Source organism: Streptomyces odontomachi, assembly GCF_024435355.1.
GTDB lineage: Bacteria > Actinomycetota > Actinomycetes > Streptomycetales > Streptomycetaceae > Streptomyces > Streptomyces odontomachi.
In genome coordinates this window covers 83,507-106,331 of the sequence record NZ_JAMJWG010000015.1, presented here as the reverse complement: position 1 = coordinate 106,331, position 22,825 = coordinate 83,507, and the positions used below count along the sequence as shown (strand labels likewise).

Below are 22,825 nucleotides of genomic sequence, written 5' to 3'. Positions count from 1 at the left end.
GCGGCGGCTTCCTGAGGACACCTCACACGTTCGGGGGCGCCCCCTCGATCGGGCGTCCGAGGCTGCCCGTCATCCCTTCGGGGACGGGCCGGCGCTGCCAGGGGAGCGGACCCGTGGGGGGTCGGTAGGCGACGCCCAGCGCATCAAGGCGCCGGTAGTGCGCTTCCATGCGCCGTTCGAAGTCGGCCATGTCGCGCTTCTCGGGGGCGGGCAGTGGGCTCCACGCGACCTCGGCGAAGGCGGTCAGTCGCGGGAAGGCCTGGTAGTCGACGCGTGCCTGGCTCTCCATGACCTCGGTCCACACGTTGACCTGCGCGCCCAGGACGTGCCGTGCCTCTTCGGGAGTGAGCTGCGGCGGCACCGGCTCGCAACGGTAGACGTCCTCGAGGGTGCGCACGTAGCCGATGGGCATGGGTTCGTCGTCGCCGTCGGCCTGCCGGTGGTCCAGGTAGAAGTGCTGTTCGGGGCACATGACGACGTCGTGGCCGGCCCGGGCGGCGGCGATTCCGCCGGCGTAGCCGCGCCACGAGGACACGGCGGCACCGGGCGTGAGCCCTATGCCGGCCGGCTCCGTTCCCGTCGGCTCCGTGCCCGTCCGCTCCGTGCCCGTCCGCTCCGTGCCGGCTTCCGGGGCGCTGCCCGTACGGGGGTCGCCGGTTCCCGGGAGGATCTCGTCCCAGCCGATCAGGCGGCGGCCGCGGTCGGCCAGCCAGCGGTCGAAGTGCCGGATGAACCAGAACTGCACCGCGTCCTCGTCGGCGAGGCCCAGCTCCCGCATGCGGGCCTGCGCGCCGGGCGAGCGCCGCCACTGGTCCTTGGGGCACTCGTCGCCGCCGATGTGCACGAACCGGGAGATGGGCGAGCGGAAGCCCGCCGGGTCGGTCGGGAAGAGTTCCAGGACCTCCTCGAGGACGCCCTCGTAGAAGCGCAGGGTGGCCTCGGTGGGGGCCAGCACGTTCGGGTTGATGCCCCAGGTGTCCCAGACCGTCAGCGCGGCCGTGTCGACGACGTCGGCGTTCCCGAGGTGCGGGTAGGCGGCGATGGCGGCCTGCGCATGGCCGGGCAGGTCGATCTCGGGGACCACCGTGACGTACCGCTGGGCGGCGTAGGCGACGATCTCGCGGATGTCGTCGTGCGTGTAGTAGCCGCCGTGCGGGCGCTCGTCCCACAACGGGGAGGCCCGGTGGCCGAATTTCGTACGGGAACGCCAGGAGCCGTTTTCGGTCAGCTTCGGGTGGCGTTTGATCTCGATGCGCCAGCCCTGGTCGTCGGTGAGGTGGAAGTGCAGGACGTTCAGCTTGTGGGCGGCGAGCAGGTCGATGTAGCGCAGCACCGCGTCCTTGGGCAGGAAGTGGCGGGCCACGTCGAGCAGCATGCCGCGCCAGGCGAACCGCGGCTCGTCCTCGACGACGCCCAGGGGCACCGACCACGTGCGCCCGGCATCGACGGGTGCCCTCCGGAACGCCTCGGGCCCGAGGAGTTGGCGCAGGGTCTGGGCGCCCCAGAAGACGCCCGCCGGGTCGCCGCCGTCGATGCGGACCCCGGCGCCGTCCACCACGAGGCGGTACGCCTCGCGCCCGAGTCCCGGGTCGAGGCCGAGTACGACGGCTCCTTGGTCACGGGTGACGCCGGGCGCGGTGCCGCCGCCGGAGGTGCCGTCGGGCAGCGGCAGCCCGGTGGCGGCACCGACGGTGCCGCGCAGCCAGCGGGCGGTGTCCTCGGTGCCGGGGGCCGCCGTCAGCACCGCCTGGGCGCCGAGTGCCAGACGGCCGCTCGAGGGTGCCGGCAGGGCCCGCCGGGGAGCCGGGATCAGGTCGTCGAAGGTCATGCATGCTCCTCGGTTCACACTCGGCCGGATTCAATCTTTCACCGCGCCCCCGAGGCCGCTTACGAGCCGCCGCTGCACGAGGACGAAGAAGACCAGGACCGGAACGGTCATCACCGTGGAGGCGGCCATGATGCCGCCCCAGTCGTTGTCGTCCGGCCGGAAGAACACCAGCAGCGCCATCGGCAGGGTCGACTGCGTGGTGTCGCTGATGATGAAGGACTTGGCGAACAGGAAGTCGTTCCAGGCGGAGATGAACGAGAACACGCTCGTCGCCACGAGACCCGGCAGCACCAGCGGAAAGAGGATCCGCCACACAAAGCGCGCCCGGCTCGCCCCGTCGAGGTAGGCGGCCTCCTCCAACGCCTCGGGAACGGCCTTGACGAATCCCCGCAGCAGCCATATCGCGAAGGGCAGCGAGAAGGCCAGGTGCGGCAGGATCAGCGAGCCCAGCGTGTTCAGCAGACCGGCGTCCCGCATGAGGAAGAAAAGCGGAATCGTCAGGGCCTCCACCGGCACCATCTGGGCGACGAGGAACATCACCAGCAGGGTGGTACGGAAACGGAACCGGAAACGTGCCACTGCGGTGGCCGCCAGAAAGGCGATCACCGCCGACAGCACCACCACGCTGCCGGCCACCGCACAGCTGTTGAGGAAATACCGGCCGAAGTCCTGCTGGCCGAAGACACGGTGGAAGGAGTCCAGCGACGGGGCGAGCGTCCAGGGCCGTGGCCGGGTCGACGCGATCTCGTTCACCGGCTTGAGCGCGGACAGCACCATCCAGTAGAGCGGGAAGGCCACCACGACGGCGATCAGCAGGGTCACCGCCTCGGCCGCCAGCCGTCCGGGCCGCGCGAACCACCGGGACCGCGCGAACGATCCGGACCGCCCGACACGTCCGGGCCCCGGCGACTGCGTCCGGCCGCGCATCACAGCTCCTCCCCCTGCCGCCGCAGCAACCGCAGATATCCGAGGGTGATCACGAGCAGGATCAGCAGCATGACGACGCCGATCGCCGATCCGAGGCCGTACTGGGACGAGGCGAAGGCCTTTTGATAGGCGTACACGTTCAGAACGAGATTCTGTCCCGCTATTCCGCCGCCGTGCGTCATCACATAGATCTGGGTGAACACCTTGAAGTCCCAGATGACCGACTGAATGGTGACCACCACGAGAATCGGCCGCAGCAGCGGGGCGAGCACGGAGCGCCAGATGCGCCACTGCGAGGCGCCGTCGAGCGCGGCGGCCTGGAGGATCTCCGTATCGACCGCCCTGATGCCGGCGTACACGGTCACCATCACAAAGGGAAAGGAACACCAGACGACTTCCAGCAGCACCAGCGCAAAAGCGCTGTACCGCCCGTAGGTCCAGGAGAAGTCGCCCAGTCCGAGCACCTTGTTCACCGGCCCGAAATCGGGGTCGAAAAGGAAGACCCACACCGTGGACCCGGTGATAGCGGGGGTCGCCCAGGCGCCCAGCGAGGCCAGCATCAGCGCCGTGCGCGGCACCGCCCGCACCCGGGTGAGGAGCACCGCGAGCGCGCAGCCGACCAGCAGCGTCGAGACGACGCAGGCCGCGGCGAACACCACCGTGGCCCCCAGCACCTGCCAGAACTGGCCATCTTCGAACAGCTTCGTGTAGTTCCCGAGGCCCTGGAACGTGACCGGCTGCCCGCCGCTGACCTGGGCCTGGGTGTACTGGAGGAACGAGATCAGGCCGAGTTCGTAGACGGGGTAGACGAGCAGTCCGGCGAGCACCACCAGCGCGGGCGCGAGATACAGCCAGGGCGTCCATCCGCCCTGCCGCACCCGGGGACTGCTCCGCCGCCCCCAGGTGCCGCTCACCCGCTCCCGTATGCCGTCAGGCGTGGTCACGAGGCCTCGGCGAACGCGTCGTTCATCTTCTTCGCGGCCTCGCCGGCCGCCGCTGCCACGTCCTTACGGCCGCTGATGACCTGCTGGAACATGGTCGGCAGCACCAGCGACGAGTCGATCTGCCCCCAGCCGGGCGAGGCGGGCACGAACTTGGCGCCCGCGTTGAGGGTGGCGATGAAGGGCGCCACGAACGGCTCCTTCTTCGCCGCCGTGGCACGCACGTCGGTGTACGTCGGCAGGAATCCCATGCTGTCGAAGAGCGCGGCCTGGGTGTGCTTGGAGGCGAGCGCCTCCATGAGTTGTACGGCGCGGGTGCGGTGCGCGGTGCTCTTGAGGACACCGATGTTGTTGCCGCCCGCGAACGCCGGTGCGATGGTGCCCTTCTTCAGGCCCGGCAGCGGCACCACCGCGTACTTGCCCTTGACCTTGCCGTCCTCGACGGCCTGGTGGTTGAAGTCGCCGCCGATGGCCATCGCGGCCTTGCCTGCGGCGAAGGCCGTCACCGTGTCGTTGCCGCCCCAGGCCGCGCACTTGGCGGCCGGGCAGTTGTTGTCGCCGAACAGCGAGGTGTAGGCGGTGATGCCTTTGAGCGCGTCGACGCTGTTGATGGTGGCGGTGTAGCCGTCGCCCTCGGGCTCGGCGAGCTCGGCACCCGCCGACCAGATGAACGGCATCGCCCCGTAGGTGTACGCGCCGCCGACCGCGATCCCGTACAGCTCGGGCCGCTTGCGGTGGATCGTCCTGGCGTCGGCGGCCAACTCGGCCTGCGTCGCCGGAGGCTTGAGGTGGAGCTCCTTGAAGACGTCGGTGCGGTAGTACAGCGCCCGTACGCCGACGTAGTACGGCGCCCCGTAGACCTTCCCGCCGACGGTGACGGACGCCTTGGCCGCCGGGTCGGTGTCCTTGGCGTCGGCCCAGGCCGCGAACTCCTTGCCGACGTCGAGGAGTCCGCCGTCGTGCACGTAGCCGGCGGTGTCCGTGTTGCCGTACTCGATGACGTCGGGGGCGCTCTTCGGGTCGTTGAACGCCGCCTTGATCCGTTCCGCGCGGGTGTCCACGGGGATGTACTCGACGTGGACGTCGGTGCCCGCGTGGGCCTTTTCGAAGGCGGCCACGGTGCGGTCCACGACCTGCTCCTTGGGGGCGTTGTCGACCTCCCGGAACAGCCAGACGCGCAGGGTGCCGCTCTTGTCGTCCTCAGCGGCGCCGCCCCCGGAGGTTCCGGGGGCGCACCCGGTGACGGTCAACGAGGCGAGGACGAGTGCCGCGAGGGGGACGGACAGGCGGGCGGCGAGCTTCATCGGGCGGACCTCCGTGTCTGACGGTGTCTTCGCTGTACGGCGGGGACGTGCACGGGGTGCCACGCCGGGCCTGCCGCCGCCGCGGCCACACGACCGTTGCAACATATGCAACGGCCGTTCCGTATCACACAACAGTCAGGAGGCTAGAAGGACGTGTACATGCCCACAAGGCCCACTCAAAGGTCTCTACCACCTTGTGACCCTGGTCTATTCCAATCAGGCCCTCTTCAGACCCTCCAGATCCCTCCCCGAGAGCCCTCCCCGGGCAGCACAAAGGCCCCAGAAGCGCGCGACAACGCACCTCTGGGGCCCAGCTCACACGGTACGACACGATCCGGCGATCCGGCGGTACGGGATGATCCGCCGAGAGCCCGACGCGAGATTCGAGACGTGAGTCCGGCGTGAGTCCGGCGCGGGACCGACGCGAGTCAGTCCGGACGGGAGAGGACTACTTCTTGTCCTTGTCCTTGTCGCCGCTCGCGCCCATGGACTCGTAGATCTCCTTGCACATGGGGCATACCGGGTACTTCTTCGGGTCGCGGCCGGGTACCCACACCTTGCCGCAGAGCGCCACGACGGGCGTGCCGTCGAGTGCGCTCGCCATGATCTTGTCCTTCTGGACGTAGTGGGCGAAGCGCTCGTGGTCGCCGTCGCCGTGCGACGTCTGCGGCGTCGGCTCTACGAGGGTTCCCGTACCTGCCCCGCGCTCGGGCTCAAGAGTGCTCATGGCCCCCAGGGTACTGAAGAGTTCTGCGTTGACCACGTGCGCGACGGGCGGGGATCAAGGGATCAGTTGAGAGACGGGTCATCCGGATAGGTGGCCACCATCGCCAGCTCGCTGCGCTGGCGGCGCAGCACCTCGCGCCAGAGCCGCTCGGGCGACGGCGACGACACGTCACCCGGCTCCGACTCGACCACGTACCAGGCGCCTTCCGCCAGCTCGTCCTCCAGTTGCCCCGGACCCCAGCCGGCGTAGCCGGCGAAGATCCGCAGCGAGCCGAGCGCCGAGGCCAGCAGCTCCGGCGGCGCCTCCAGGTCGACGAGGCCGATGGCCCCGTGCACCCGCCGCCAGCCAAGCGGCAGGGCGTCGCCCGACGCGTCGCCCGGGATGACCGCCACCCCCAGCGCCGAGTCGAGCGAGACGGGGCCGCCTTGGAAGACGACGCCGGGTTCGCCGGTCAGATCACCCCAGCCCTCCAGGATGTCGCCGACATCCACCGGGGTGGGGCGGTTGAGGACCACACCCAAGGAGCCCTCCTCGTCGTGGTCGAGAAGCAGCACGACTGCGCGGTCGAAGTTCGGGTCCGCCAGGGCGGGGGTGGCCACGAGCAGCCGCCCTGTGAGCGAGGACACCTCGGTCATGGCAGCCATGATCCCGCATCTTCCCCCGATCCGGGCACCCCACGTGGGCAACCGGCCGAATGCGAACCGCGCCCGGCCGACAGGCCGCTCCCCGCACCGCCGGATCGTTCCATCGTAACGAGCGACGATGACTCCACGTGCCCGCACGGACGCGTTTCGTGGCGCCGGCGGCCGCCCCGACCGGCACATGGGCCACTGCGGGCGCGCCGCCGGGCGGCGCACCAGCGGTCTTACGCCACCGGCGGGTACGGCCATTAGTCTTGCTGTCTGTCCGGTCCTGCCCCTCTCCTCGGAACGCGAGATTCATGACCGTCACCGATGATGTCCTGCTCGTCCACGGCGGCACCCCGCTGGAAGGCGAGATCCGTGTCCGCGGCGCGAAGAACCTCGTGCCCAAGGCCATGGTCGCCGCGCTGCTCGGCAGCGGCCCCAGCCGGCTGCGCAACGTCCCGGACATCCGTGACGTCCGCGTCGTCCGCGGCCTGCTCGAACTGCACGGGGTGACGGTGGGCCCCGGCGAGGAGCCGGGTGAGCTGGTGCTGGACCCGACGCACGTGGAGAGCGCCAACGTCGCCGACATCGACGCGCACGCCGGCTCGTCCCGCATCCCGATCCTGTTCTGCGGCCCGCTGCTGCACCGCCTCGGGCATGCGTTCATCCCGGGGCTCGGCGGCTGCGACATCGGCGGCCGGCCGATCGACTTCCACTTCGACGTGCTGCGACAGTTCGGCGCGCGGATCGACAAGCGGGCCGACGGGCAGTACCTGGAGGCCCCGCAGCGGCTGCGCGGCACCAAGATCCGGCTGCCGTACCCGTCGGTCGGCACCACCGAGCAGGTGCTGCTGACCGCGGTGCTCGCCGAGGGTGTGACGGAACTCTCCAACGCGGCGGTGGAGCCGGAGATCGAGGACCTGATCTGCGTCCTTCAGAAGATGGGCGCGATCATCGCGATGGACACCGACCGGACGATCCGCATCACCGGTGTGGACCGTCTCGAAGGCTACGACCACCGCGCGCTCCCGGACCGCCTGGAGGCCGCCTCCTGGGCCTCGGCGGCGCTGGCCACGGAGGGCAACATCTATGTCCGCGGGGCCCAGCAGCGGTCGATGATGACCTTCCTCAACACCTACCGGAAGGTCGGCGGCGCCTTCAACATCGACGACGAGGGGATCCGCTTCTGGCACCCCGGCGGCACGCTGAAGTCGATCGCGCTCGAGACCGATGTGCACCCCGGTTTCCAGACCGACTGGCAGCAGCCGCTCGTCGTCGCGCTGACGCAGGCCACCGGCCTGTCGATCATCCACGAGACGGTGTACGAGTCACGTCTGGGCTTCACGTCGGCGCTGAACCAGATGGGCGCCCACATCCAGCTGTACCGCGAGTGCCTGGGCGGCTCCGACTGCCGCTTCGGCCAGCGCAACTTCCTGCACTCGGCGGTGGTCTCGGGACCCACCAAGTTGCAGGGCTCCGACCTGGTCATCCCCGACCTGCGCGGCGGCTTCTCCTACCTGATCGCCGCACTCGCCGCCCAGGGCACCTCCCGTGTCCACGGCATCGGCCTCATCAACCGCGGCTACGAGAACTTCATGGAGAAATTGGCGGAGCTGGGGGCGAAGGCGGAGCTGCCTCGTTGAGGCGGGCGGCCCGCTGACGCCCGGCGCCCGGCTGGGGGTCCGGGGGTCATCCCCCGGGACAACACAGCATGGAGAAGCTGGCGGAGCTGGGCGCGAAGGCGGAGCTGCCTCGCTGAGGCGGGCGACCCGCTGACGCCCGGCGCCCGGCTGGGGGTCCGGGGGTCATCCCCGAGGACCTAGCGGTCCCGGGGATCCCGGACGGGTTCGTCGAGCTGGTCGAGTCGCTCCCGCGTCCTCCGGGTCTCCCACCGCTCCTCGCCCAGGAGTCTGCGCTGGCCGAGGAGCAGGGACCGGTACTCGTTGCGGGCGCCGGCCAGGTCGCCCTTCCTGTGCAGGACGTCGGCGAGACCCCGGCGGGGCGGCAGGATGTCCGCCGCGTTCATACCGGCGCCCGCCCCGAACCGGCGGATCAGGACCCGGTACTCGGTCTCTGCCGCCGCCAGGTCGCCCCAGGTGACCAGGGCCGCTGCCCGGTAGTCGCGGACGATCAGCACGTCCCGATGATGCTCGCCCAGCGCCCTGGTCAGCGGCCCGAGCACCTCCTGGAACTCCCGCTCGGCGGTTTCCCGGTCGCCGGCCTTCGCCAGGATCAGGGCACGCCTGGCACGCGTGCGCAGGGTGCGCGGATGCTCGGCGCCCAGCACCTCCCGCTCCTGGTCGAGCACGGCGTCGGCCTCGGCCAGCGCCGCGGTGAAGTCGTCCATGGCGTAGTACACCGTGCTCAACGAGGCCCGGGTGTTCCTGGTCGCCAGATGGCGCTCGCCGAGCTTTTCCCTGCGGATGCGGTAGACGGCGCGGAACTCGGCCTCCGCTGCGCGCATGTCGCCCTTGTCCAGCAACACCCCGGCCAGGTTGGCACGGGTGACCAGGGTGCGGGGATGGTGCGGCCCGCCGAGCCGCGTCCACAGGGCCAATTGCGCGCGGTACTCCTCCTCCGCCTCCCGCAGCGCACCGCTGTCGCCCAGCGCCCTGGCCAGCATCAGCCGCGCGTCCAACACCTCCGGCGTGTGGGCGGGGAGGCCCAAGGACAGCCATCGCCGGCACGCCGCGCGCTGCCCGTCGATCACCGCGGTGAAGTCAGCCCGGTCCCACGTCAACTGGGCGATGTTGTACCGGGCCGTCAGGGCACGCAAATGGAGGTCCCCGAAGGAGCCGCACACGGTCTCGTACAGGGCCCGGAACTCACGTAGTGCCTCGTCCCGGGCGCCCTGCTCCAGCAGGGCCTCCGCAAGGAATTCATGCGCCTTGAAGGTGTCCGCGTGGTGTTCGCCGAACAGCGCACGGCACGCGCGCACCGCGGTGCGGAACAGCGGTACGGCCTGGCGGTACTGCCCGGTCGCCAGGGAGTAGCGGGCGACGCGGCCGACCAGCGCGGTGGCCTGCCACAGGGGCGTCAGCCCTGCGGACAGGATCGTGGGCCCGGACAGTTCGGATGATTCAGCCGGTTCAGCCGGTTCGGGCGGTTCGGACGGTTCGGACGGTTCGGCTCGGCGAGGGAGTTCGGTGGGATCGTCCGGGACGACGGCCGTGCAGTGCGGCAGCAGCGCCTGGTAACGCCGCCAGGTCTCCGGTTTCTCCGGGTCGAAGTCGGCGGAGGCCTCCTCCAGCAGGGCGAGCAGCACATGACCGGCGACTTCCCGACCGCCCGGCCGGGCGCCCGCTGCGATGACCTCGCGGACCACGGGGTGCAGCTCGACGCCGTCGCCGCCCGGGCCGGTGACCCGGTCGAGCAGGCCGAGGTCCAACAGCCCGTGCACGGCGGCCAGGAGGGTTTCCGGGGTCAGGTCGGCCAGCGGGGGAAACCGTCGGAGCGTCGGGGTGTGGAGCATGTCGTCCACCACCGGCGCGGGGCCCAGGCCCGCCAGCAGCCCGAGCAGCGGGCGGGCCGCTGCGAGGCCCCGGGCGTCGAGGAGGTCCAGGGAGAGTTCCCAGGTCCGGGTCAGCAGTTCCCGGTCCGAGCGCGCCGACGAGCGGCCGGGCGGTTCGGCGTCGAGCGCGTCGCCGAGCCCTTCGTCGACGTGGGCCAGGTACTGCACGAAGCTGGTGGGCGCCGCCAGGCCGGGCAGCCGCGGACCCGTCGCCGTGGCCGCCAGATAGCTTCCGGCGGCTTGCAGGGCGAGGGGCAGCCCGCCGAGTCGAGCGGCCAGTGCAGCGGCCTCCTGCACGGTCCCGGCGCCGTCCCCGGTGAGGTCCCTGAGCACCTGCGTGCCGTCGTCGACGGACAGCGCGCCCACCCGTTCCAGCCGGCAGTGCCGGCCCCAGGACTCGCGGCTGCCGTCCCTGCTGGTGACCAGGACCGTGCCGTGGTCCGTCATCGGCGGGCGTAACCAGCCCGTCCCGGCACCGGCCGACCTCGTTGCGGCGGTCAGCAGCTCCGGCCGGTCGGCGTTGTCGATGACCAGCAGCCAGCGCTCCGGCAGCCGGCGCAGGGTCCGCCAGAGCAGGTCGGGCGCCGACGCGTGTCCGGCCCATGCCATCGCCGTCAGTGCGGGCGCAGCCCCGGCCTGGAGGGCGACCTCCCGTAGCCCGCCGACGAGGGCGGTCTCGTCGGCGGCGGACACCCACCACACCGTCACGCCCCGGTCGGCCGCACCGCGGGCGGTGTGCAGGGCCACCGCGCTCTTGCCGTAGCCGCCGGCGCCGTGCACCACCACGACCCGGCCCGACGGCCCGGTGACCAGTTCGGCCAGTGCCCCGAGCAGCTCGTCCCGGCCGCGTACGGGGTGCTCCGAGCGGCCCCAGGGAGGTTCGACGGACCAGACCCCGGGGCCGTCGCCCGAGCCGGCGGCGGCGATATGGACGTCGAGGTGGTGGACCGCGTCGATCCGGTCCGCCTGGATGAGCGACCCGTGCACCGGGCCGCTGTGCTGGTTGAAGGTACCGGGCATCCCTGCTCCCACCACGGCCGACGGCAAGCACGTGCGGCAGTTCGAACGCGTGCGGCAATGACGACGTCGCCGGCGCCATCCTAGGTTCCGGGTGCCGCGCCCTGAAGTCCGCAGGCGTGAACCGCGCGTGACGCGTACGGGGTACACGAATGGGGCGGCCACCCTCGGTGTGAGAGTGGCCGCCCCATCGGCTTGAGTATGTGCTCACCTGCCGCGGGCTCGGCCCTTGGCTGCGGTGTGGGCGTTACTTGCCCTTGGCCGCTTCCTTGAGCTTGGACCCGGCAGAGACCTTGACGCTGAATCCGGCGGGGATCTCGATCGGCTCGCCGGTCTGCGGGTTGCGGGCGGTCCGGGCGGCGCGGTGGGTCCGCTCGAACGTGAGGAAGCCAGGGATGGTGACCTTCTCGTCTCCCTTGGAGACGATCTCGCCGACGGTCTCGGCGAACGCGGCCAGCACGGCGTCGGCGTCCTTGCGGGTCACCTCGGCGCGGTCGGCCAGCGCGGCCACCAGCTCACTGCGGTTCATGTTTGTACTCCCGTGTTCTTCTTGCCTTGAGGCGTGCCACGCGGCCAAGCCGCATGTTGGGCACAGCGAAGCCGATGCTGCCAGGTTCCTCGGTCGGTCCCCGGACCCGGGTCCGTAGCCAGACCCTCGCGCCCAGAAAGGCATCCTGCCCCCACCTGCGGCGGGAACGCCAATCCGGCACCCCTGGGAGTCACACGAAAAGCGCCACTGCACGTAAACGGTGACGCTCCGTCGACTCCCGGCGGTGGTACCCGCCGGACGGCCTTTCCGCACCCCCGAGGACCTGGGAGGACTCCCGGCATCGAGGGCAGAACCGCAGGCGCGGTGCCTCGCTTTCGCCACCCTAAAGGGCGCACCCGGTCAGGTGTTCCACGACGCGCCGTGGGTGACATCGGTCACGAACGTTGCCCTCCCGGCGGTGGCCGGTCGGTCACGCGGCGTCGCCACCCGTGGCGGCCGAAGACGATGCCGTGGCGGTCACCCCGGCTGCCTTGGCGGCGCTGCTCACGGCGCCGGCTACGGCGCCCGCCACCTTGTCGTTGAAAACGCTGGGGATGATGTAGTTCGGGTTCAGCTCGTCCTCGCGGACGACGTCGGCGAGCGCGGTGGCCGCGGCCAGCATCATCTCCGTGTTGACGGTACGCGACTGGGCGTCGAGCAGGCCGCGGAACACGCCCGGGAACACCAGTACGTTGTTGATCTGGTTGGGGAAGTCGGAGCGGCCGGTGGCGACGACCGCCGCGGTCTGGCGGGCGATGGCCGGGTCGACCTCCGGGTCCGGGTTGGCCAGCGCGAAGACGATCGCGCCGTCGGCCATGGCGGCCACGTCGTCGGCGCCCAGCACGTTCGGCGCGGAGACCCCGATGAACACGTCGGCGCCGCGCACCGCGTCCCCCAGGGTGCCGGTGATGCCCTCGGGGTTGGTGTTGTCGGCGATCCAGCGCAGCGCAGCGGCCTGCTCGCCGCTCTCGGCTCCGCCGTTGAGGTCGTCACGGCCGGCGTGCACCACGCCGTGGATGTCGGCGACGACGGCGTGCTTGACGCCCGCGGCGAGCAGCAGCTTCAGGATCGCCGTACCGGCGGCGCCGGCGCCCGACATGACCACCCGGACGTCCCCGACGTTCTTACCGACCACGCGGAGCGCGTTGGTGAGCGCCGCGAGCACCACGATGGCCGTGCCGTGCTGGTCGTCGTGGAAGACGGGCACGTCCAGGGCCTCGCGCAGCCGTGCCTCGATCTCGAAGCAGCGCGGCGCGGAGATGTCCTCCAGGTTGATCCCGGCGAAGCCGGGGGCGATGGCCTTGACGATGGCGACGATCTCGTCGCTGTCCTGGGTGTCCAGGCAGATCGGCCAGGCGTCGATGCCGGCGAACCGCTTGAACAGGGCGGCCTTGCCCTCCATCACGGGCAGCGCGGCCTTGGGGCCGATGTTGCCGAGCCCGAGCACGGCGGAGCCGTCCGTGACCACGGCGACCGAGTTGCGTTTGATGGTGAGACGGCGGGCGTCCTCGGGGTTCTCGGCGATCGCCATGCAGACCCGCGCCACGCCCGGGGTGTAGACCATGGAGAGGTCGTCGCGGTTGCGGATCGGGTGCTTGGACGCCATCTCGATCTTGCCACCGAGGTGCATGAGGAACGTACGGTCCGAGACCTTGCCCAGGACGACGCCCTCGATGGTGCGCAGCTTGCCGACGATCTCGTCGGCGTGCGCGGTGGAGCTGGCGGCGATGGTGACGTCGATGCGCAGCTTCTCATGGCCGGATGCCGTGACGTCCAGGCCGGTGACCGAGCCCCCTGAGGACTCCACCGCCGTGGTGAGCTGGGAGACCGCCGTTCCGCTTGCGGGTACTTCCAGCCGGACCGTCATCGAATACGAGACGCTGGGCGCCGTTGCCATGACCGACTTCCTCTGCTTTCCCTTGTCTAGCGTGCACGCGGCCCGTGAGGGGGGACTCTGGACGACGGAGGCCTGCCGTCACGGGGAGCGTCATCCGATAGTCGCACCTTCCGGTGGGTTTGAGATACCCGCCCCTGGAGGGTGCACATGGTGTTCCCGTAGAGTTGCGCTTCATCGGAATGTGACTTCCACCATACGAGAGGCTGGCGGGCGAGAAGCAGAGTCTCCGGCGGAAACCGGGTGTGCACCGCAAGGTATCCGGTGAAACGCCGTGTGGAAACAGAGAAGGACCAAGACGCCACCCGGCGCTTGATCACCTGGAAGGCTTGTTCGCGCAGAGACTGGGCACCGTCCGAAGGGCCCGTACAGACCCGCGAGGGGCAGAAGAGGCCCGCGCCAGCCACTGGCGCGGGCCTCTTCTCCGTGCGGACGCGGCATCCGCCGCACCGCTCGAACGTTTGGCGACACCGACCCGCCATGCTCGCCTCGCGGCAAGTGGTCGCTCGTAGCGACGATGGTTGGGCCCGGGGGCTTGGATCGGGCCGGTGCCACGTCCACGGTAACAAACGATCGGGGTACGGCACTTCCCGCGCGGGAAACACCATACGAACGCCATAGAGGGGCATGTCGCGAACATGTCCTGATCAACGTCGGCCGAGCGGCTCCGCTTCGGCCCCCGAGCAGCTCCGGTTCAGTCCCCGAGCGGCTCCGGTCGGGCCCTGAGCAGTTCCGGCACGCCGTCCGCGTCCGGTTCGTCGCGGTCCGTGGCGATCACCGTGAGCCGCTGCGTCGCGCGGGTCAGCGCCACGTAGAGCCCCCGCAGGCCCGCACGGCTCCCGTCGCCGGCGGCCGGGGACTTGCGGGCAGCCGCGACGTCCCAGGGCCCCTCGCCGGCGAGCTCCGCGGGCGAGACCACGATCGCCGCGTCGTACTCGAGGCCCTTGGCCTCCAGGCTGCCCAGCGGGACCACGCGGTCACCGAGGCCGGCCAGCCAGCGGGCCGCCTGCTCTCGGCGGTGCATGGCGACCACCACGCCGACCGTGCCGTCCACCTCGTCGAGCAGCCGCGCCGCCTCGGCCCGCACGGTGGCCGCGAGCCGGCGGTCACCGCGTGCGGCCCTGCCCTCGGCCGCACCCCGCGCCGTCGCACCGGCCACCGGAGCGTCGGCCACCGGAGCGTCCGTCACGGTGACTTCGGTCACGGCGGCGTCCGGCACCGTCCGCCCGGCCACCGCGAACCGCGGGTGCACGCCCGTCGTGCGTACCGCGGACGGCGCCGTGGCGCCCGGCATGGCCCGGGCCAGCACCTTCGCCGCCAGCTCGGCGATCTCGGCCGGGTTGCGGTAGTTGACGGTGAGGGTGAACGAGCGACGCGGACGGCTCCCCAGGGCCTCGTCACGTGCCTGGGCCGCCTCCTCCGGGTCGGACCAGGACGACTGGGCCGGGTCGCCGACCACGGTCCAGGTCGCGTGCCGGCCGCGGCGGCCGATCATGCGCCACTGCATCGGGGTGACGTCCTGCGCCTCGTCGACGATGACGTGGGCGTACTCGGTGCGTTCGCGTGCGAGGCGCTCGGCGCGCTCGCGGCTGCTCTCGCCGTTCGACCAGCCGGTCGGCATCAACTCGTCCAGGCCGGTGAGCTGGTCGAGCGGGTCGGCCTCGCGTTGCCTGGCGGGGCGTGCCGGGGTGCCGAGCACCGCCTGGAGCTCGTCCAGCAGGGCCACGTCGTGGACGGTGTGTCCCTCGCGGGTCAGGGAGCGGGCGACCCTGCGGACCTCGCCCGGGTTCAGCACGCGCCGGGACCAGCGGCCGAGGCGCTTCTCGTCGGCCATCGCGGCGAGCACGGCGGCCGGGGTCAGCTCGGGCCACCAGGCGTCCAGGAAGGCGAGGAAATCGTCCTCGAAGGAGATGTCCTCGTCGAAGGAGGAGCGCAGCTCGGCGGCGAGCTCCGGGTCGTCGTGCCGCCCGGCGGCGCCGGACTTCGCCCACAGCGCGTCCAGCAGGAGCCGGCGGGCGCGCGGGCGCAGCAGGTTGACCGGGGCGGTGCCGTTCAGGGCGGTGCGGCGGATCCGGGCCAGCTCGTCCGCTTCGAGCTCCAGGCGGCGGCCGAAGGCGACCACGCGGAGGCGGCTGGGGATACGCGGCTGTGACGGCTGCTCGTCGCCTTCGGGGGCGTGCCCGCCGACGGTGACCGGCTGCCGGGCGGCGGACGCGGTCGTGAGGGCGGCCCGGGGGCTCCCGGCCGGGGGGAGGTCCAGGGCGCCGCGTGCCGCCTTGCGCAGCACCTTCACCATGCGGGCCGAGCCCTTGACGCGGGCCACCGCCGGGGTGTCGTAGAGCGTGGCCTCGACGCCCTCGTGGAGCGAGCCGACCGCGCGGATGGCGACCTGGCCCTCCTCGCCGAGGGACGGCAGCACGCCTTCGGTGTAGGCGACCAGCAGCGGCGTCGGGGAGACGATCAGGATGCCGCCGGAGTAGCGACGGCGGTCCTGGTAGAGGAGGTACGCGGCGCGGTGCAGGGCCACCGCGGTCTTGCCGGTGCCGGGGCCGCCCTCGACATGGGTGATGGACGCGGCGGGCGCCCGGATCACCCGGTCCTGCTCGGCCTGGATCGAGGCGACGATGTCGTGCATGGTGTGCCCGCGTGCCCGTCCGAGCGCGGCCATCAGCGCACCGTCGCCGACCACCGGCAGCTCGTGGCCGTCCGCGTCGTGCGCGGTCAGCTCCGGCCGCATGAGGTCGTCCTCCACACCGAGCACCCGGCGGCCCTTGGAGCGGATGACACGGCGGCGCACCACCCGGCCGGGGTCGACCGGCGTGGAGCGGTAGAAGGGCGCGGCGGCGGGCGCACGCCAGTCGATGACGAGCGGCGCGTAGTCGGCGTCGAGCACGCCGATGCGGCCGATGTGGAGTGTTTCGGCGATGTCCGCGTGGGCGCGTTCGGTTCCGTCGGCGCCGGTCTCGGTGCGCACCGCGCCGTCGGCCGGTTCGACGGCGGTGTAGGCGCCGTCCGCGCCCTTGCTGCCGTCCTTGCCGGCCAGCAGGTCGATGCGGCCGAACAGGAAGTCCTCGAACTCGTTGTTGAGCCGGTTCAGGTGGACGCCGGCGCGGAAGACCTGCGCATCGCGCTCGGCGAGCGCGCCGGGCGTGCCGACGTGGCCGCGCTGTGCGGCGTCCCGCATCAGGAACTCCGCCTCGTGGATCTTCTCCTCGAGGCGGTGGTAGACACGGTCCAGGTGCCGCTGCTCGGCGGCGATCTCGCGGTCCCGCACGGAGTCCGTCGCCACGGCCGTCGCACCGGTACCGGCCGCGTCACCGGACCCGGCGGCGGCGGTGGGCGCGGCGGCGGGGGACGCGTGGGACGCCCCGGCCACGACGGACGGGCGGGACGTACCGGGCGGACCGGACGGACCGACCGGAGCGTTTGGATCGACGGCTTCCTGCGCGGCCACCGAGACCCCCTTCTACGTGCTTGGGCAGCCGTCCACCGTACGCGATGGTGCGCGCATATGCGCACCGACCTCCGGAACATCCCCCAAGCGGCGCGCACGGGCCGCCACGCGCGGCGCGTCCGGCCGTGGCCGGCACGCGGTCACCGACCTGGGTCACGGACCCGGCACGGCCTCACTGCGCGTCCGACCGATGCGCGCCGGCCCGCTGTGCGTCCACCGACACCAGCTCCTTGCCGTCGAACGTCCGCACCTCGAAATGGTCCAGGTGCTTGCCGTCCAGGGCGGTGGACCCGTGCACGTAGAGCGGGTCCTTGGAGCCGGGCCAGGTGCTGTCCGGGATGCCGTAGCCCCACTGGGACACGGACCAGCTGGACATGGTCTCGCGGGAGCCGTCCGTGCCCACGGCGATCAGCTCGCACTTCAGCGGGCCCCGCACGTGCGTCAGCTCCAGCACGGTGTCGGTGCCCCATGTCTCGTGCTCGAAGCCGATGGTCGCGCTGACCTTCGTCTCCGCGTTGGTGGCGCTCACCTTGTGCGGCATGTGCTGCAAGGCGACGCTGTCGGCCGTGGCCGGGGTCGACGTGCCGGCGCCGCCCTCGACGGCCAGAGTGGTCAGCGGGCCAGCGATGATCAGCGCCGCCACCGCTGCCAGCACGTAGCGCGCACGCCTGCGCCGCCGTCTGCGGTGCGCGGCCAGGTCCACCATCAGGCGCTCGGCGAGCCGGGGCGCGGGCCGGGCGACAAGCTCGGCGACATGGTCACGGGAACGGGGGGCGTCGGATGCGGCGTCCGCCGGCGCGTTGGCCGGCGTATCCTCCGCCACCGGCAGATCGGCCATGGCGGCCAGCAGCGGCCCCATCCCGACCAGCTCCTCCAGCTGGTCGGCGCACCGCTCGCAGCCCGCCAGGTGCTCTTCGAACGCGGTCGCGTCGGCGGGCTCCAGCACGCCGATGGCGTAGGCGCCGACCGCCTCGTGGATGCTGTCGTCCGTGGGAGCGTCCAGGGAGTGGGCGACGCCCGGTTCATCCGGTCCATACGTCGTCATGACGTCACCCCCCGTTCCTCCAGCACGAGCTTCATCGACCGCAGCGCATAGAACACCCGTGACCGGGCCGTTCCGCTGGGGATGCCGAGCTTTTCCGCCGCCTCGTTGACCGTACGCCCTTTGAAGAAGGTCTCGACGAGGACGTCACGGTGCGCAGGGGTGAGCGCGTCGAGCGCGTCGGAGAGCGTCATCAGCCACAGCGCCTTGTCGATCTCGTCGGGAGCCGCGACTGCCTCCAGCGGCGCCGAGTCGACCTCCTGCGGCCGGGCCTGGCTGCGACGGTGCCCGTCGATGACGATGCGCCGGGCGACGGTCACCAGCCAGGGCCGTACGGAACCGGTCGCACGGTGCAGCTGATCCGCGTTCTTCCACGCGCGGATCAGCGTTTCCTGCACGACGTCCTCGGCGCGCTGGCGGTCTCCGGCGACCAGTCTCAGCACAAAGGCGAACAGGGGTCCCGCGTGCTCCTCGTACAGGGCACGCACCAGCTCCTCGTCCAGCTCTGACTCCTGCTCCGGCGGTCGGGTGGGGGATGGGCGGCCCGGAGACTGGGCGGGGACGGTCGGCAGGCCGGCTCCCGCCGGGCCCACCTGCGGCGGGACCGGCGGACTGGACGGGCGTTCATCGGCCACGGCCGCATTCTTGCGCACGCCCACCACCGGCGTCCTTCCGCCCCGGGGTCGTCTCCGGTACGACGGGGGGTACGCAGCGCCGGGCGTGGGCGTTCACTTCGCCGAGCAGAAATTCTGGCGGGTGATCCGAACGAACGGGTTCCAATACGCCTAGGCCCTGGCGAGGGCCGCGCGGCGGCGGTGGCGGGCCACCCGTTCGCGGTTGCCGCAGGCTCCGCTGGAGCACCAGCGGCGTCTGCGACCGCGTGAGGTGTCGATGTAGATCAACGGGCAGTTGTCGCCCTCGCAACGGCGCAGCCGCCCGCGTTCCTCCGGGTCGGTGAGCAGGTCGACGGTGTCCCGGGCGAGCAGGGCGAGCAGTTCGGCGCAGCCGGGGTCGGCTTGCAGGGCGCGGACCAGGGTGCCGTCACCGGCGCGCACCGCGCAGAGCGCCGGCGGCGCCTGGCGGGCCAGCGCGTTGACGTACTCCAGGGCCGCCGTCGCCGGCCGGCCGTCCAGCTCACCGCGTACCAGCTGCCCGATGTTCCCCCGCAGCGCTCGGAAGGCGACGACCCAGAGGGTGGTGGCGGCGGGCAGCACGAGCGGCACCGGACGGGACCCGACCGGACCCCGCGCGCCCCCTCCCGGTCGCGCCTGCCGCGCGCCACGACCGTTCGCGCGTGCACCGCCCTGTCCCGAACCGGAGCTCACGCCAGGCCGGCCCGGGTCCCCCGAGGCCGCGACGCCGGCCGGTGGCGGGACCAGCCCCTCCCCTCTGCACCAGGCGCGCAGCCGCACCACCGAATCCAGCCGCTCCTCGGGGTGCGAAGTGGCCAACAGATCCAGACAGATGCGTCCGGAGTCGAATCGGAGGTCGTGGGAGGCCGAGGTGGTACCAAGGGCGCCCGTGGACATGAGCCTGTCACCGCCTTGTGGGTGCTCGGTGTGTCTGCCCTCCCTCTACAGTGCCCGCCCGACCCCCTCCTCGGAACCCGCCGGGCGGCCCTGACGCGTTGTTTGTTGGCCGCCCGCCGCGCCGCCGCCCCGAAGGGGTTGCTGCTGTTTGTGTCCGGATCACCTGCCCGGTGGGGGCTGGTCGCGCCCACGCGGCGGAGGCGCATATCGACACAGCCCCGCGCCCTTTTCAGGGGCGCGGGGAACTGCGCGACCAGCCACGACGAGACGGGTCAGGCCGTCACCGCCCCCAGGGGGCACCCCCTGTCGCCTCCCTCACCGGCAGGTGAAGGGCGCCGGACCGGCGCGCAGCCGCTACGCGTCCGCGTACTTGTCGTCCGTGGCCGTGTCCAGCGCCAGCCGATACCCCCGTTTGACCACCGTCTGGATGAGCTTGGGCGCACCGAGGGCGGTGCGAAGCCGCGCCATGGCGGTTTCCACGGCATGCTCGTCGCGCCCCGCGCCGGGCAACGCACGCAGCAGGTCGGCGCGTGCCACCACCCAGCCGGGGCGGCGCGCCAGGGCCCGCAACAGGGCCATGCCCGCGGGCGGCACGGGCCGCAGCACGTCGTCGACGAGGACCGCGTGGCCGCGGATCTCGACCCGGTGGCCGGCGAGCGGCAGCGTCTTGGCGCGGGCCGGCAGCTCCTGGCAGAGCAGCTGGACGAGCGGGCCGAGCCGGAAGCGCTCCGGCTGCACGGTCTCGACGCCGTGTTCCTGCAACGGGGTCGCGGTGACCGGGCCGACGCAGACGGCCAGCACCTCGTGCTGGAGGGCGGCGAGCAGTTCGGGCAGTTGGCGGCGCTCCTCGGCGCGGCGCAGCAGCGAGGTCGCGGCGGGCGCGCTGGTGAACGTCAACGCGTCGACACCGCGGGCCAGCGTCGCGTCCAGCAGCCGGTCGACAGGCCCGAGGTCGGCCGGCGGCATCCACCGGTACACCGGTACCCCGATGACATCGGCTCCCCCGGCACGCAGTGACTCGACGAAGCCGGGCAGCGGTTCGCCGTGCAGTTGGACGGCGACGCGCCGCCCGTCGACGCCCTGGGTCAGCAGCCGGTCGAGCAGCTCGGCCATCGACTCCGACGAGGGTGACCACTCCTCCGTCAGGCCGGCGGCCCGCACCGCGCCCTTGACCTTGGGCCCGCGGGCCAGCAGTTCCACACCGCGCAGCCGGGCGAGCAGGGCCTCGCCCAGGCCCCAGCCGTCGGCGGCCTCGATCCAGCCGCGGAAGCCGATCGCCGTGGTGGCGACCACCACGTCGGGCGGGCGGTCGAGCAGTTCCTCGGTCGCGGCGAGCAGTTCGCTGTCATCGGCGAGCGGCACGATGCGCAGTGCGGGGGCGTGCAGCACGGCGGCGCCGCGCCGTTCCAGCAGCGCCCCGAGTTCTTCCGCGCGGCGTGCCGCGGTCACGCCGACGGTGAACCCGGCGAGCGGCGCGTGCGCTCCCGTCGCTCCGGCGGTGCCGTTCGTCGACGCCTCCGCCGGCGCGCCCGCGGGCGACTGCTCGGGCGTGCGCGGCATGTCCGCCGACGACTGCTCCGGCGTGCGGGCCGTGCCCGCCGACGTGCTGGCCGACGTGCCGGCCGATGTGTCCGCCGACGTGCCCGCCGATGTGTCCGGTGCGCCCTCCTCGCTCTCTTCGCTCTCCCCCGGTCGGCCGGTCCGCTTCAGGTCTTTCATGGCTCGTCCCGCGTCCCGTGGTCTCGTCGGCTGCAAGCTCGTCCCCACCCTGCCCTCCCCCATCTGTCCGGGGGCGTGGGAGGGGGCCCCTCCCACGTCTGTCCAGGGCAGTGGGGAGTGCCCCCAGCCGTTGTGGAGGCCGAGCCTGCCAATGTGCCGTGACAGGCTCGGATCACCATGATGTCCGCCGTGTTACGTCACCCGTCGCAGGGGTGTGCGTACGACGCGGTGTCTCACACCTCCGCGTAGTCCAGCCGTGGCTCCTGCCCGGCAGGATCGCCCTGCTCAGCCGGGTGCGCCGCACCGGCGCCGGCAGCGGCCGGCCGGCGCAGGTACACGGCCCAGGTCGTGACGTAGCAGACGGCGTAGTAGGCGAGGAAGCCGAAGAACGCGGCGGTGCCGGTGCCCGCGGTCTGGAAGGACTGCCGGAAGGTGAGGTTGATGCCGAGACCGCCGAGCGCGCCGACCGCACCGATCAACCCCATGGCCGCCCCCGACAGCCGCCGCCCGTAGGCCGCCGCCTCCTGCCCGGTCAGGCCGCGGGCCTGGGCCTTCGCCTGGAAGATGCCGGGGATCATCTTGTACGTGGAGCCGTTGCCGAGCCCCGACAGCACGAACAGCACGAGGAACGCCACGGTGAACAGCGCCAGCGACGCCGTCACGGACGCCAGCGCCACGACACCGGTGGCGGCGGCCATCGCGACGAAGTTCCACAGCGTGATGCGGGCCCCGCCGTACCGGTCGGCGAGCCGGCCGCCGACCGGCCGGATCAGGGAGCCGAGCAGCGGCCCGAGGAAGGTGATCGAGGCGGCCTGCAACGGGGTGCGCCCGAACTGCGTCTGGAGCACCAGGCCGAAGGCGAAGCTGTATCCGATGAACGAGCCGAAGGTGCCGATGTACAGCAGCGACATGATCCAGGTGTGCCGGTCGCGTGCCGCCTCCTTCGCCGCGCCCGTGTCGTCCTGCACCGTGGTGAGGTTGTCCATGAACAGCACGGCGCAGCCGGTGGCGAGCACGATGGCGGGCAGGTAGACCCCGATCAGCACCCGCGGCCCGCCCGCCGCGCCGATCACGGCGAGCCCGGCGAGCTGGACCACGGCCACGCCCACGTTGCCGCCGCCCGCGTTCAGGCCCAGCGCCCAGCCCTTCTTGCGCAGCGGGAAGAAGGAGTTGATGTTCGTCATCGACGAGGCGAAGTTCCCGCCGCCGACGCCGGAGAGCATCGCGCACAGCAGGAACACCCCGTACGGCGTGCCGGGCCGCATCGCCCAGAACGCGACGATCGCCGGAACCAGCAGCAGGGACGCCGAGAACACCGTCCAGTTCCGCCCGCCGAACCGTGCCACGGCGAACGCGTACGGCACCCGTACGACGGCGCCGACCAGCGTCGCCATGGACGCCAGGAAGAACTTCCCGGCCGGATCGATGCCGTACTCGGGGCCCATGAAGAGCACCAGGACCGACCACATGCTCCACACGGAGAAGCCGATGTGCTCGCAGAGCACGGAGAACCACAGGTTGCGCCGTGCGATCCGCTCCCCGGACGCCTTCCAGAACCCGTCGTCCTCCGGATCCCACACGTCGATCCAACGGCCTGTGATGTGGGTTTTCGTCGAACTCATCTCCCGCCTCCGCCTCCACGATCTTCGGGTGGTGGGTACCGACGGTAGGGACGGCGGATTTCGGCCCTGTGGCGCGCGGTGACCGGCGCGGAACGTTGCTCTCACGTGCGGGCCGCACGGTGGGTGAGGACGGCCCCCGGCCACCCGGGACACCG

The 22,825-nt window shown here is 71.9% G+C and carries 16 protein-coding genes; 1 reads left to right on the top strand and 15 read right to left on the bottom strand.

Features of this window, described 5'->3' with window-relative positions; translation table 11 throughout:
- Positions 1 to 22: 22 nt before the first annotated feature.
- From NQO67_RS27850 to NQO67_RS27825, 6 genes are all read right to left on the bottom strand, one after another.
- Positions 23 to 1,828: a beta-N-acetylhexosaminidase gene (locus tag NQO67_RS27850; RefSeq protein WP_255953039.1), complete on the bottom strand. Its 1,806-nt coding sequence runs from the start codon at positions 1,826 to 1,828 to the stop codon at positions 23 to 25.
- Between the two features lie 30 nt (positions 1,829 to 1,858).
- Positions 1,859 to 2,755, bottom strand: coding sequence for a carbohydrate ABC transporter permease (locus tag NQO67_RS27845; protein ID WP_255953038.1), 897 nt, complete (start codon positions 2,753 to 2,755; stop codon positions 1,859 to 1,861).
- Positions 2,755 to 3,669 (bottom strand): carbohydrate ABC transporter permease, encoded by a 915-nt coding sequence (locus NQO67_RS27840; protein ID WP_255953161.1) that lies wholly within the window; start codon positions 3,667 to 3,669, stop codon positions 2,755 to 2,757. Before NQO67_RS27840 ends, NQO67_RS27845 begins: the two co-directional genes overlap by 1 nt.
- 26 nt (positions 3,670 to 3,695) lie before the next feature.
- Positions 3,696 to 5,000 carry an extracellular solute-binding protein gene (locus NQO67_RS27835; protein WP_255953037.1) on the bottom strand — a complete coding sequence of 435 codons (1,305 nt, stop codon included), beginning with the start codon at positions 4,998 to 5,000 and terminating at the stop codon, positions 3,696 to 3,698.
- A 448-nt stretch (positions 5,001 to 5,448) separates the two neighbouring features.
- A complete protein-coding gene (locus NQO67_RS27830) occupies positions 5,449 to 5,727 on the bottom strand; it encodes a DUF3039 domain-containing protein (RefSeq protein WP_255953036.1) in 279 nt (92 codons plus the stop codon).
- Positions 5,728 to 5,789: 62 nt separating this feature from the next.
- Positions 5,790 to 6,362: a YqgE/AlgH family protein gene (locus tag NQO67_RS27825; RefSeq protein WP_255953035.1), complete on the bottom strand. Its 573-nt coding sequence runs from the start codon at positions 6,360 to 6,362 to the stop codon at positions 5,790 to 5,792.
- A gap of 305 nt (positions 6,363 to 6,667) precedes the next feature.
- On the opposite strand from NQO67_RS27825, the gene murA reads away from it, so the two are divergent.
- Positions 6,668 to 7,996 carry a UDP-N-acetylglucosamine 1-carboxyvinyltransferase gene (murA, locus tag NQO67_RS27820; RefSeq protein WP_255953034.1) on the top strand — a complete coding sequence of 443 codons (1,329 nt, stop codon included), beginning with the start codon at positions 6,668 to 6,670 and terminating at the stop codon, positions 7,994 to 7,996.
- A gap of 176 nt (positions 7,997 to 8,172) precedes the next feature.
- On the opposite strand, the gene NQO67_RS27815 is transcribed toward murA, so the two are convergent.
- From NQO67_RS27815 to NQO67_RS27775, 9 genes are all read right to left on the bottom strand, one after another.
- A complete protein-coding gene (locus NQO67_RS27815) occupies positions 8,173 to 10,884 on the bottom strand; it encodes a tetratricopeptide repeat protein (RefSeq protein WP_255953033.1) in 2,712 nt (903 codons plus the stop codon).
- Positions 10,885 to 11,128: 244 nt separating this feature from the next.
- Positions 11,129 to 11,410 carry an HU family DNA-binding protein gene (locus NQO67_RS27810; RefSeq protein ID WP_189930775.1) on the bottom strand — a complete coding sequence of 94 codons (282 nt, stop codon included), beginning with the start codon at positions 11,408 to 11,410 and terminating at the stop codon, positions 11,129 to 11,131.
- Positions 11,411 to 11,840: 430 nt separating this feature from the next.
- On the bottom strand, positions 11,841 to 13,307 hold the full coding sequence (locus NQO67_RS27805) for an NAD-dependent malic enzyme (protein ID WP_255953032.1): 1,467 nt from the start codon (positions 13,305 to 13,307) through the stop codon (positions 11,841 to 11,843).
- A 691-nt stretch (positions 13,308 to 13,998) separates the two neighbouring features.
- Entirely contained in the window at positions 13,999 to 16,593 is a 2,595-nt protein-coding gene (locus NQO67_RS27800) for a HelD family protein (RefSeq protein ID WP_255953160.1), read from the bottom strand.
- Positions 16,594 to 16,930: 337 nt separating this feature from the next.
- Entirely contained in the window at positions 16,931 to 17,803 is an 873-nt protein-coding gene (locus NQO67_RS27795; protein ID WP_255953031.1) for an anti-sigma factor family protein, read from the bottom strand.
- Positions 17,800 to 18,303 carry a sigma-70 family RNA polymerase sigma factor gene (locus tag NQO67_RS27790; protein WP_255953159.1) on the bottom strand — a complete coding sequence of 168 codons (504 nt, stop codon included), beginning with the start codon at positions 18,301 to 18,303 and terminating at the stop codon, positions 17,800 to 17,802. The genes NQO67_RS27795 and NQO67_RS27790 overlap by 4 nt, the downstream gene beginning before the upstream one ends.
- A 282-nt stretch (positions 18,304 to 18,585) precedes the next feature.
- On the bottom strand, positions 18,586 to 19,329 hold the full coding sequence (locus tag NQO67_RS27785) for a CGNR zinc finger domain-containing protein (RefSeq protein WP_255953030.1): 744 nt from the start codon (positions 19,327 to 19,329) through the stop codon (positions 18,586 to 18,588).
- 354 nt (positions 19,330 to 19,683) lie between these two features.
- The gene (locus tag NQO67_RS27780) at positions 19,684 to 21,048 is read right to left on the bottom strand and encodes a uroporphyrinogen-III synthase (RefSeq protein WP_255953029.1); all 1,365 of its coding nucleotides are present in this window, start codon (positions 21,046 to 21,048) and stop codon (positions 19,684 to 19,686) included.
- Positions 21,049 to 21,281: 233 nt separating this feature from the next.
- Positions 21,282 to 22,670, bottom strand: coding sequence for a nitrate/nitrite transporter (locus NQO67_RS27775; RefSeq protein WP_255953028.1), 1,389 nt, complete (start codon positions 22,668 to 22,670; stop codon positions 21,282 to 21,284).
- Positions 22,671 to 22,825: the final 155 nt, after the last annotated feature.